General features: G+C 38.6%; 9 protein-coding genes and 1 pseudogene. 7 read left to right on the top strand and 3 right to left on the bottom strand.

Features of this window, described 5'->3' with window-relative positions:
* Positions 1-114: 114 nt before the first annotated feature.
* From lpdA to ACFIMX_RS03555, 3 genes are all read left to right on the top strand, one after another.
* Positions 115-1,575, top strand: a complete 1,461-nt coding sequence (lpdA, locus tag ACFIMX_RS03565) for a dihydrolipoyl dehydrogenase (RefSeq protein ID WP_375639428.1) — start codon at positions 115-117, stop codon at positions 1,573-1,575.
* 67 nt (positions 1,576-1,642) lie between these two features.
* The gene (gene lipA / locus ACFIMX_RS03560) at positions 1,643-2,605 is read left to right on the top strand and encodes a lipoyl synthase (protein ID WP_375639429.1); all 963 of its coding nucleotides are present in this window, start codon (positions 1,643-1,645) and stop codon (positions 2,603-2,605) included.
* 2 nt (positions 2,606-2,607) lie between these two features.
* Positions 2,608-3,069 (top strand): type II toxin-antitoxin system RatA family toxin, encoded by a 462-nt coding sequence (locus tag ACFIMX_RS03555; RefSeq protein WP_273791149.1) that lies wholly within the window; start codon positions 2,608-2,610, stop codon positions 3,067-3,069.
* Between the two features lie 600 nt (positions 3,070-3,669).
* On the opposite strand, the gene ACFIMX_RS03550 is transcribed toward ACFIMX_RS03555, so the two are convergent.
* From ACFIMX_RS03550 to rirA, 3 genes are read right to left on the bottom strand one after another with little or no spacing between them, the layout of a single operon-like run.
* Positions 3,670-4,158, bottom strand: a complete 489-nt coding sequence (locus ACFIMX_RS03550) for a CinA family protein (protein ID WP_375617698.1) — start codon at positions 4,156-4,158, stop codon at positions 3,670-3,672.
* Entirely contained in the window at positions 4,155-5,345 is a 1,191-nt protein-coding gene (locus ACFIMX_RS03545) for a bifunctional 2-C-methyl-D-erythritol 4-phosphate cytidylyltransferase/2-C-methyl-D-erythritol 2,4-cyclodiphosphate synthase (RefSeq protein WP_375639435.1), read from the bottom strand. Before ACFIMX_RS03545 ends, ACFIMX_RS03550 begins: the two co-directional genes overlap by 4 nt.
* A gap of 2 nt (positions 5,346-5,347) precedes the next feature.
* Entirely contained in the window at positions 5,348-5,812 is a 465-nt protein-coding gene (rirA, locus tag ACFIMX_RS03540; protein WP_375639430.1) for an iron-responsive transcriptional regulator RirA, read from the bottom strand.
* 173 nt (positions 5,813-5,985) lie between these two features.
* On the opposite strand from rirA, the gene ACFIMX_RS03535 reads away from it, so the two are divergent.
* From ACFIMX_RS03535 to ACFIMX_RS03520, 4 genes and pseudogenes are all read left to right on the top strand, one after another.
* A complete protein-coding gene (locus tag ACFIMX_RS03535) occupies positions 5,986-8,253 on the top strand; it encodes an ATP-binding protein (protein ID WP_375617699.1) in 2,268 nt (755 codons plus the stop codon).
* A gap of 1 nt (position 8,254) precedes the next feature.
* Complete coding sequence (locus tag ACFIMX_RS03530; protein WP_375617700.1) at positions 8,255-9,613, top strand: sigma-54-dependent transcriptional regulator; 1,359 nt, start codon at positions 8,255-8,257, stop codon at positions 9,611-9,613.
* A gap of 4 nt (positions 9,614-9,617) precedes the next feature.
* A complete protein-coding gene (gene trkA / locus ACFIMX_RS03525; RefSeq protein ID WP_375611279.1) occupies positions 9,618-10,994 on the top strand; it encodes a Trk system potassium transporter TrkA in 1,377 nt (458 codons plus the stop codon).
* Between the two features lie 10 nt (positions 10,995-11,004).
* Positions 11,005-11,800, top strand: a pseudogene (locus tag ACFIMX_RS03520) (hypothetical protein).
* Positions 11,801-11,829: the final 29 nt, after the last annotated feature.

Below are 11,829 nucleotides of genomic sequence, written 5' to 3'. Positions count from 1 at the left end.
AGCATTTGCGTGAAGTTTAAAGCAAAAGACATAAGATAATTCTGTCATGTTTTTTTACAGACTTAAGTTCAAAAAATGCATATCCATTTTATATATATCCATGGAGGAATTACTGTGGTAAATCTTTATGATGTAATTGTGATTGGATCAGGTCCAGGCGGATATGTAACCGCAATTCGTGCAGCACAATGTGGCTTTAAGACTGCGATTGTTGAACGTGAACATTTGGGAGGGATCTGTTTAAATTGGGGATGTATTCCAACAAAGGCCCTTCTCCGTTCAGCGGAAATGAAACATTTTGCTGAACATGCGACAAATTATGGATTAAAAATTAATGGTTCAATTGAGACAAACATCAAAGATGTTGTGGCACGTTCACGGGGTGTTTCAGCACGTTTAAATGCTGGTGTTGGTTTTTTAATGAAAAAAAACAAAATTGATATTATCTGGGGTGAAGCAAAGCTTACTAAAGAAGCAAAGGGAAGCCTTCCTGCGGAAATTATGGTTTCTTCATCCTCCAAACCGATTATGCAACCGCAAAATCCAGTCCCTAAAGGGACGTTAGGGGAGGGAACTTATCAAGCAAAGCATATCATTATTGCAACGGGCGCACGTCCTCGTGTCCTTCCTGGTATTGAGCCAGATGGAAAACTCATTTGGACTTATTTCGAAGCTATGATACCGCCAGCAATGCCAAAATCGCTTTTGGTTATAGGGTCTGGGGCTATTGGCATTGAATTTGCTTCTTTTTATCATGATATGGGGGCGACAGTAACTGTTGTTGAAATGATGCCCCATATCATGCCTGCTGAAGATATTGAAATTTCAACGTTTGCTCGTAAACAGTTAGAGAAAAAAGGTTTACGCATTCTTCGTCAAGCAAAAGTAACAAAGGTTGAAAAATCTTCCGATTCTGTAAGTGTACATATTGATGTTCTAGGTAAAATAGAGTCAATGACTGTTAACCGGTTGATTTCCGCTGTTGGGGTGCAAGGTAATATTGAGAATCTTGGTTTAGAAGCTTTGGGAATAAAAACCGATCGCGGGTGCATTGTAACTGATGAATGGAGTTGGACGGGGGTGGAAGGCATTTATGCTATTGGTGATGTAGCAGGTCCTCCTATGTTGGCCCATAAAGCAGAAGAAGAAGGTGTGATATGTATTGAGCATCTTGCAGGTTTGAAGAGTGCTCATCCGCTTGATAAAAGAAAAATTCCAGGGTGTACATATTGTACACCACAGGTTGCCTCTGTAGGGCTTTCAGAAGCGGCTGCAAAAGAAGCAGGTTATGATATACGTATTGGTCGTTATTCTTTTGCTGCGAATGGTAAAGCGATTGCTTTGGGTGAAGATCAGGGGTTAGTAAAAACGATTTTTGATAAAAAAACAGGACAGCTTCTCGGGGCCCATATGGTAGGGGCTGAGGTAACAGAATTGATACAGGGTTTTGTTATTGCTATGAATCTTGAAACAACAGAAGAAGAATTAATGCATACTGTCTTTCCACATCCGACCTTATCGGAAATGATGAAAGAAAGTGTATTGGATGCTTATGGTCAAGTTTTAAACGCTTGATGACTGGATTGTATGAAAAATTTTATATTTTTGATTGTTACTTCGTATTTATAAGGCAAAGGCTTAAATGGTTACGGTTGTTGATAGAGTTGCAAATAGACGATTGCGTCATCCTGAAAAAGCACATCGTCCTGATACAAGCGTTCAAAAAAAGCCAGATTGGATTCGTGTAAAAGCGCCAACATCACCAATTTATAAGGAAACACATGGTATTGTACGTACGCATAAGTTAGTGACTGTATGTGAAGAAGCTGGTTGTCCTAATATTGGCGAATGTTGGAGCCAGAGGCATGCTAGCTTTATGATTTTAGGTGAAATATGTACGCGCGCTTGTGCTTTTTGTAACGTTGCAACAGGTATTCCACTTGCCGTTGATGATAATGAGCCAGAACGTGTCGCTGATGCTGTTGCACGGATGGAATTAAAACATGTTGTCATTACATCTGTTGATCGTGATGATCTTGCTGATGGTGGTGCTGAGCATTTTGCAAAAGTTATTTATGCGATTCGTAAAAAAAATCCTAAAACAACAATTGAAGTTCTTACACCTGATTTTCGTCATAAGGATGGCGCTTTAGAAGTTGTTGTTGCTGCTAAGCCTGATGTTTTTAATCATAACTTAGAAACAGTTCCTTCTAAATATTTGAAGGTCCGTCCAGGGGCACGTTATTTTCATTCAATTCGTTTATTACAACGTGTTAAAGAACTTGATCCAACAATTTTTACAAAATCGGGAATTATGGTTGGCCTTGGGGAGGAGCGAAATGAAGTTTTGCAATTGATGGATGATTTGCGCGCTGCTGATGTTGACTTTATGACAATTGGACAATATTTGCAGCCTACACGAAAACATCATCCAGTTGTTCGTTTTGTGCCTCCTGAAGAATTTGAGTCTTTTGCCAAGATTGGTAAAGTAAAAGGATTTTTACATATGGCCTCCAATCCTTTAACGCGTTCATCTCATCATGCTGGAGATGATTTTGCCATTTTGCAAAAAGCGCGTGATGAAAAATTTTCCTTACAGAGATAATTATGCCGATTTTTACAATACATCGGCAGATCACCCATAGTGCCAGTGAAATGTTTGATCTGGTTTCAGATATTGAGCGTTATCCTGAATTTTTACCAATGTGTGAGTCTTTAATAATACGTTCTCGAAAAGAATATGGAAAAAAAATATTGCTTCTTGCGGATATGACCGTTGGCTATAAGATTATTCGTGAAACTTTTACGACTCAAGTATTTCTTCAGCCGGAAAAAAGTCTTATAGAAGTTAAATATATTGATGGTCCATTCAAATATCTTGAAAATCGTTGGGCCTTTCATGATATTGAAAATACCAATGCATGTAATGTAGAGTTTTTTATTGATTATGAATTTAAAAGTAAAACGCTTGGATTAGTGATGGGCTCAATGTTTGATATTGCGTTTCGTAAATTTACCGAGGCTTTTGAGAAGCGTGCGCATCAGATTTATGGCTCTACGGTAACATAGTCTGTTCTGTTATTTTTTAACAATACGTATTGCTTATAACAGCGTGAAGGTGAAAACCGGTTTCCATCTTTACTATTTGTTTTTAATTCAGCTGTCAAAAGCATATTGAAGGAACATCATTTTAAATGATGAAGATGATGCACAGCTTCATGCTTTTGTTTCTCTCTTTTTTAATAGATGCACATCCGTTAAACAGAACGCCCAAATAGAACATGCTTGCGTCATACCCATTTCATAATAGTGCTCATAATAAATAGTATATATTCTCGTAAAAGTATATAAAATCTACATCTGTACACTTATGAAGAAGTCCTCCTGCATCATTTATTTGCCATCTCTCAAGATGTTGCGCGCCAGCTCTTAGCACTTGAGAGAAGTACAAGTGTCTCTTTCTTTAATCATTTTATTTATACAGTTTTTTCTCTTGTGGCGTGTAAGTGAATAAATTTGATTAATTCAACCTACACAGGACTGAAGTGAGATAACTTTACGCTATTCAGATCGTTCATTTTCAAGTTGTGATACAATAAAAACTTTTCAAGATGTTGATGATTATAGACTCGATGGGGAATAAAGAATTTTGAAATTAGTATGGGGAATTCAGTGAAGCAATTCCAGAATCATTTGAAAAGCATTTTCAACAGTTGCATGGCGGATAGCATTGCGATTAAGATGAGCAAAGTGCATTTCTTTGTGCAGGGGCGAGTGGTTTTTATAAGCTACTGCGCAATGCACAAGTCCTACAGGTTTATCAAGACTTGCACCTCCTGGACCAGCAATTCCTGTTACAGAAACTGCAATGTCAGCTTGTGAATGTTTTAATCCACCCTCAGCCATTGCAAGAGCAACTTCTTTTGAAACGGCACCATAGGTTTTTATAAGTTCAGCACAAACGCCAACAAGGCGTGTTTTAGATTCATTTGAATAAACAACAAATCCACAATCGAGAACATCTGACGATCCTGCAATATTTGTGAGGCTTGCAGCAATGAGTCCTCCTGTACAAGACTCTACAGTTGTTAACAGTAAACCTTTTTGGCGAAAAGTATTAAGGACTTCATGTGCTTTTTTTTCACAAAGATATGTCATTGGGGAATTTTTCCTGAATAAAGGACGCTCGCTGTTGCAAGGGCAGCAATTCCCTCACCACGACCAATAAATCCAAGCCGTTCATTTGTTGTTGCTTTGATAGAGATTCGATCAGGTGTCATTGCAAGTATTGTCATAAGGTTTTCTGTCATGGCATGACGATAGGGACCAATTTTAGGATTTTCAGCGATAATTGTGATATCAACATTGGCGATACGACCACCTGCTTGTTTTATAATATCAAGAGCATGACGGAGAAAAATTTCTGATGATACATTTTTCCATTGAGGATCAGAGGGAGGAAAATGTGTACCGATATCTCCAGCACCTTGAGTTGCAAGAAGGGCATCTGTTAATGCATGAAGAGCAACATCCGCATCGGAGTGTCCATTTAATTTTTTATGAAAAGGGATTTTTATACCACATAATATAAGAAAATCACCATCCTCAAAAGAGTGAACATCATAACCATTGCCGGTGCGAATATCAGGAAATATTTGCATTTTCTTTTGGAGATATAAATGTGCAGTATTAAAATCTTCATGCCATGTAATTTTTATGTTGTTAGGATCCCCAGGAACGGTACGCATAGGAATTCCAAACCATTCGGCAATTGCAGAATCGTCAGTGAATTCTTGTTTGAAAGCTTGTTTTGCTTGTTTATGGGCCGCTAAGATATGTTCAAAGGGAAAACACTGTGGAGTTTGTGCACTATAAAGATGGGTACGGGGAATTGTTTCTAAAACATGCTGATTATTTATACGTTTAAGGGTATCAGAGATGGGCAGAACAGGAAGAACACCTTCTTGAGGCGTGATAGTGTTGTGAATGTTATTAAAAAGCTTGTTTTCGATAAAAGGGCGTGCACCATCATGAATATGCACATATTGGGGGGCAAATTTTTTGAGTGCCTGAAGTCCATATAAGGTAGAGATTTGACGTGTATTGCCTCCTTCAACGATAATAAGGCGCTCTTTAAAATCGCCAATAGCTTGTTCACAGATTTGACGATCTTCTGGATGAATAACAAGAATAATTGTTGTGATAGCTGGATGCTGCAAAAAACAATGCACGGTATGATAAATAATTGGCTTTTGTCCTAGAAGCCGATATTGTTTTGGAATTTTATGGGGAGATCCTGCTCTTTCACCCCGTCCAGCGGCTAATATTATTGCTGCAATAGAAATACTTAATCTCCTTGTATTATAATCTTAGTTTGCTTTTTGTCATTAATTTTAAAATGATTTTGAAAGGATGGTTGTTGTAGATCAGCAAGGGATATCACAGATAACACCTCAAAAAAAGCATTTAATGCTTTTTGAAGTGCGGTATTTAAACCACAAAAATCAAACAAGGGGCAAGTTGGTTCTGCAGTATCGAAACATTCTGCGAGGGAAAAGTTGTCTTCTGTTACTTTCACAACATCCGCGACTGAAATCTCTGCTGCGGGTTTAGCCAATCTAACTCCACCATTGCGTCCACGCACTGTTTGTATAAAACCTGCTTGAACAAGCAGCTGAAGGATTTTAAATAAAAAAAGCTCTGAAACGGCATATGCTTTAGCAATTTCTGGAACACGACTGAGAGTTCCCTGATTATCTGCACAATACATGAGCATTCGAAGAGCATAATTTGTTTGTTTTGTTAATCGCATCTCATTTCCTTCGTAAAGTATCGTCGAACACAGTCTATTTTAAAGATATTTTGCAAAATGTAGAAGTTTTTTCTCGTTGACTATATTTGCCCTATTTTAAATGTAGTATTAGTATTGTCAATTTTTGCTACAAAAGGTTATATGAGAATAATGGGATAAGGGTATGTAAGCTCATGACGAATATAACATCTGTGACGAATCTTCAAGACATAGATAAAAATACTTATAACGATGAGTTGTATCGTTTAAGTAAGGTATATATTTTTTTAGGGATTACAATTATTGTATTGGCTTTACTTACGGCCTCTGTTTCATTTATTATTCTTATTGGATTAACTCCTGTTGTTCCCAGTAGAACAGTAACCCTTATTCTTATAGGAATTAATAGTTTTTGGGTTTTAGGGCTTATTGTCATCGTTTTTTATGAGATGATACCGATCATTCGTGCTTGGCGTTCAAGGCGTGCAGGATCGCGTCTTCATGTGCGCCTTATTTCATTGTTTGCACTTGTTGCGACAATGCCAGCTGTTGCTGTAGCTCTTGTATCGGGTCCAGCACTAAATTTGGGACTTGATCGATGGTTTGATACAACAACGCGGCAAATTGTGGGCTCTTCTATTGATTTAGCAAATGCTTATGCAGATGAAATGCTTCAAAATTTAAAAAATTTATCCTACGCGATGGCATTTGCACTTGATAACAAAAAACTCTTAGAACGTAATCCAGCTGAATATAGGATGCAATTGACGCGTCATGCTCTAGGACGCAATTTGCGTGGTGCATTTTTGTTAAGTTCTAGCGGAGCTATTTTTGTATCGAGTGCTCTTGGTGATGAAGATAAACTGCCAATTCCTCCTTCTCATCTTATTGAACGTGCAACCAGTGCGAGCCCTTTTTCTTTTCAACCAGGCGTTCATGATTATTTTGGTATTATTTTAAAATTTACCAATATTCCAAACACATTTTTATATTTGGTGCGTGACGTTGATAAAGGTGTTTTATCTGCTTTGCGTTTGACAGAAGTTAATACAGATCGTTATCGTGATTTAAATGAAAATCGCCTGCTGACACAGATTGCATTTGGTATGCTTTATTTGTGTCTTTTTTTTAGTTTATTCTTATCAGCCATTTGGGCTGCTATTGCTGTTGCTGATCGCTTAGTACGTCCTATTCGTCTTCTCATTAGTGCTGCCGATGATGTTGCTTCTGGAAATATGGAAATTTTCGTGCCAGTACGAGCAAAAGATGGAGATATTGGGCAATTATCCAAAACTTTTAATTACATGGTCAGTGAATTGAAAAGTCGGCGTAATGAATTGATTGCAGTGCGTGATCAAATTGATGAAAGACGGCGTTTTTCTGAAGCTGTATTATCGGGTGTAACAGCGGGAGTAGCAGGTATAGATGATAATGGTGATATCACCATTATCAATCGGTCTATTGAAGCGATGTTTGATATTCGCTCTGAGCACGTTGTTGGAAAAAGTCTTTTATCTTTAAGCGCTGAAATTTGGCAGGTTTTTCAGTTTGTGCGTTCATTGGATCGTAAAAACCATCGTGAGCAGGTCACTTTAAATGTTGCAGGAAAAGAGCGTGTCTGTAATGTCCAAGTTACGATGGAGGAGGATGATGGACAGGGACAATCTTGGGTTCTAACAATTGATGATATTACAGACCTTGTTGCAGCGCAACGTACAGCGGCGTGGGCGGATATTGCGCGGCGTATTGCACACGAAATTAAAAATCCTCTTACACCTATTCAGTTATCCGCTGAACGCATTCGTAAACGTTATAACAAAGCTATTACACAAGATAGAGAGGTCTTTGAGCGGTGTATTGACACAATTATTCGGCAGGTTGGAGATATTGGGCGTATGGTTGATGAGTTTTCCTCTTTTGCACGTATGCCCAAACCCAAAATGCATATTTTAGATATACGAGAATTGTTGCGCGAAGCATGTTTCTTGATAGAAGTGACGCGACATGATATTCATTTTGAGCAAGATTTAGGAACTCTACCACTTATGGGTGCATTTGATAACCGTCTCATTGTACAGGCTTTTTGCAATGTTATCAAAAACGCGAGCGAATCCATAGATTCAGTTATGCGAGAGGAAAATATTCACGGTCATATTCTTATCCGTTCTTATCGTCAGGAAGAATGGGTGGTTGTGGATGTTGTTGATAACGGGAAAGGACTTCCTAAAGAGCAAAGACAAAAGTTATTAGAACCCTATATAACAACGCGGGAAAAAGGAACAGGGCTGGGGTTAGCTATTGTGCGCAAAGTTATTGAAGATCACGGTGGTTTCATGGAGCTTCATGATGCACCGGAGAGTTTTTATGAAGGTCGTGGTGCGATGATCCGTTTGATATTTCCAGCGGATGGGGGTAAGCAGGGTAATATTATACAAGCCATAAATCATAAGATAGGGGAATAGTATGGTATCAGATATCTTGATTGTTGATGATGAAGCAGATATTCGTGAGCTTGTTGCTGGTATTTTAGATGATGAAGGTTATGAAACGCGTGTTGCTTGTAACTCTGATGAAGCATTGGCTCAAATTAGTGAGCGTATTCCAAAGCTCATTTTTTTGGATATTTGGCTACAGGGTAGCCGTCTCGATGGTTTAGCACTGCTTGATGAAATTAAAACACAATATCCAGCTCTTCCGGTCGTTATGATCTCTGGTCATGGTAATATTGAGACGGCTGTTTCCGCTATAAAGCGAGGGGCATATGATTTCATTGAAAAACCTTTTAAAGCTGATAGACTTGTATTGGTTGCAGAGAGAACACTTGAAAATTCAAATTTAAAACGTGAGCTTTTAGAATTGCGAAAGCGTTCGAACGAGACATTAGAGTTGCTCGGAAAATCGACAGTTATAAAAAATTTGCGTCAAATCATAGAAAAAGTAGCACCAACCAATAGTCGCATCATGATAACAGGTCCTTCAGGGGCAGGAAAAGAGACTGTTGCACGAACTATTCATGCGCTCTCAACGCGTTCGAATGGGCCATTTGTTACAATAAATGCTGCAACGATTACTCCAGAAAGAATGGAAATAGAGCTGTTTGGCAGCGAAATGGAGGGAAGAGAGCGTAAAATCGGTGCCTTAGAGGAAGCTCATGGCGGTATCTTATATCTTGATGAAATTGCTGACATGCCGCGTGAGACTCAAGGGAAGATTCTTCGAGTTTTAACGGGGCAAACATTTGAGAGAATTGGCGGCACAAAACGTGTTAAGGTGGATGTCCGTATCATTTCTTCGACAGCGCAAAATCTTGAAAACCTCATTTCTGATGGGCGCTTTAGGGAGGATCTTTTTCACCGTCTTTCCGTTGTTCCTATTGTTGTTCCGCCCCTTTCAGCGCGTCGTGAAGATATTCCAGAACTTGTACATCATTTTGTAAAAACAATATCACAGCAGGTTGGGATTAAACCGCGTGCAATCAGTGATGATGTGATTGCTATTTTGCAAACGCACGCTTGGCCGGGTAATGTGCGGCAATTACGTAATAATATTGAGCGTCTTCTTATTCTTGTGCGAGATGGTGATGGTCCTATAACAGCGGACTTTCTTCCCAGTGAAGTAAGTGATTCTTTGCCACGTCTTCAAATGGATTCAGATGAAAGTATAATGGATTTGCCGTTACGTGAAGCTCGAGAATTATTTGAAAAGAGATATTTAGTGGCGCAGATTGGGCGTTTGGGTGGAAATATATCACGTACTGCTGAATTTATAGGCATGGAGCGTTCAGCTTTGCACCGTAAACTTAAAGCGCTTGGAGTTTCTTAAAGCGATGCGTATTATTATTTGTGGAGCAGGACAGGTTGGTTATGGGATAGCAGAGCGTCTTGCTGCTGAAAATCACGATGTTACTGTTATTGATATTGAAACGAGATTAATTGAAAAGATTCGCGATACATTGGATGTGAGAGGTTTTGTTGGTCACGGTTCACGGCCTGAAGTTCTTTTGGCAGCAGATGCAGACAAAGCTGATATGTTGATTGCTGTCACTTTGTTTGATGAAGTTAATATGGTAGCTTGCCAAGTAGCACATTCATTATTTAATGTGCCCACAAAAATTGCTCGTATTCGCTCACAATCTTATTTAGAACCACGTTATAAGACGCTTTTTTCCAGAGAGAATATTCCCATTGATGTGGTTATTTCGCCAGAAGTTGAAGTTGGGGAAATGGTTTTGCGCCGTATTGCTTTACCTGGTGCAATAGATGTTCTTTATTTTTGTAATGATGATATTGTGGCACTAGCTTTGGAATGCATGGAAGATTGTCCAGTTATTAATACACCTTTGCGTCAATTAACAGAGCTTTTTCCAGATCTTCATACGACGGTTACTGCTATTAAACGTGGCGCGGAATTATTGGTTGCACATTCAGAAACGCAATTACGCGTTGGTGATATAACCTATCTTGTTGTTTCTCGTGAACAGATGCGTCGTGCTGTTGGGCTTTTTGGTCATAAAGAACAAGATGCCCACCGCATGATTATTGCAGGGGGTGGTCACATTGGCCTTTATGTTGCACAGGCTATTGAAAAGCGTTTCCATAAATTAAAATTGAAGATTATAGAAGCGCATAGAGAAAGAGCCCTCACAATTGCTGATCAGCTTGAAAAAACAACAGTTTTATACGGTAACGTGTTAGATCCAGTGATTCTTCAAGATGCGGGAATTGATCAGTCCGATTTAATGATTACATTGACCAATCAAGATCAGGTTAATCTCTTAAGCGCTATTATTGCTAAAAGATTGGGCTGCAAAGCCAATATGGTATTGATTAATAATGTTGCCTATCAAGAATTTAGTCGTGCTGTTGGTGTGGATGCATATCTTAATCCCCATAGTGTTACAATATCGAGAATTTTGCAACAAATGCGCCGTGGGCGTATTCGTTCTGTTCATTCAGTTTTTAATGGCCGAGCAGAAATTATTGAAGCTGAAGTGATGCAAACATCTTCATTGGTTGGTAAGTCATTATCAGAGCTCAATTTATCAGATGGTTTGAGAATTGGTGCAATTTATCGCAATAAGACAATAATACAGCTTTCGGCAGATACGCGTATTTTGTCTGGTGATAGAATAGTGATTTTTGCTCTTGCTGATAGGGTTCGTGATGTTGAACAACTCTTTCGCGTAAGTTTAGAATATTTTTGATATATTATCTATGGATATTTGTACTTTTTGGTATAGTGGACAATTAAGATTGGTGGATAGGCTTTGTTTGTCCTCAATGGTTAAAACTGGACAGCGAGTTAAGCTTTTTAGTTATGATAAAAAAATAGATAATCTCCCTGCTGGTGTTGAGCTGCATGAAGCCGAATCAATTTTACCACGCTCAGCAATTTATCGCCTTGATCGCGATTTTTCTGATGATAAACTAGGGTGTACAATTGTTCAGTTCTCGGATTTTTTTTCGTGTTATGCTGATGAAATATCAACAAGGTGTTTGGTTAGATACAGATGTTTACCTTGTTAAACAATTTCATCCAGATGCGGATAAGGTTTGGTTGGTAAGAGAAAATAATATAAGAGTAGGCGTTTCTGCACTTTATTTTCCGCCCAATAACCCTATTATAAAAATATTTGAGGATTATTGGGCTGGCACAGAAATTATTCCTCATTGGCTTGGGTTTAAGCGTCGTGTTTGGAGACCGTTCTGGTTAAAGAGGAAAAAAATGCCGATTTTACCGGGAAATCTTGGCGTTACAATATTTGGCAATGATGGTATTTCACGATTAGCAAAACGATATGGTTTTTTTCATGAAGCAAAGGAAAAGGAAACTTTTTATTATTGGACTGGGCGAAAAACTGAACGTATTTTTGAACCAGCTTTTGGTGTAAAGCCGCTTACAGATTCACGCTTGATAGGCTTTCATATTCACAGAAAGACAAAGACTACGAAAAGACCTCATTGTAGTTTGACAGTAGGTTTTGTACTAAGTGGGAAAAGGTGGGATTAGGTAGGAATACGTGGTAATTTGTTGTTTTT

It is taken from the genome of Bartonella sp. AD24XZML (assembly GCF_042196485.1).
Classification (GTDB): domain Bacteria; phylum Pseudomonadota; class Alphaproteobacteria; order Rhizobiales; family Rhizobiaceae; genus Bartonella.
Note: the sequence above shows the minus strand (reverse complement) of the source record. Positions and strands in the feature narration are given on the sequence as shown.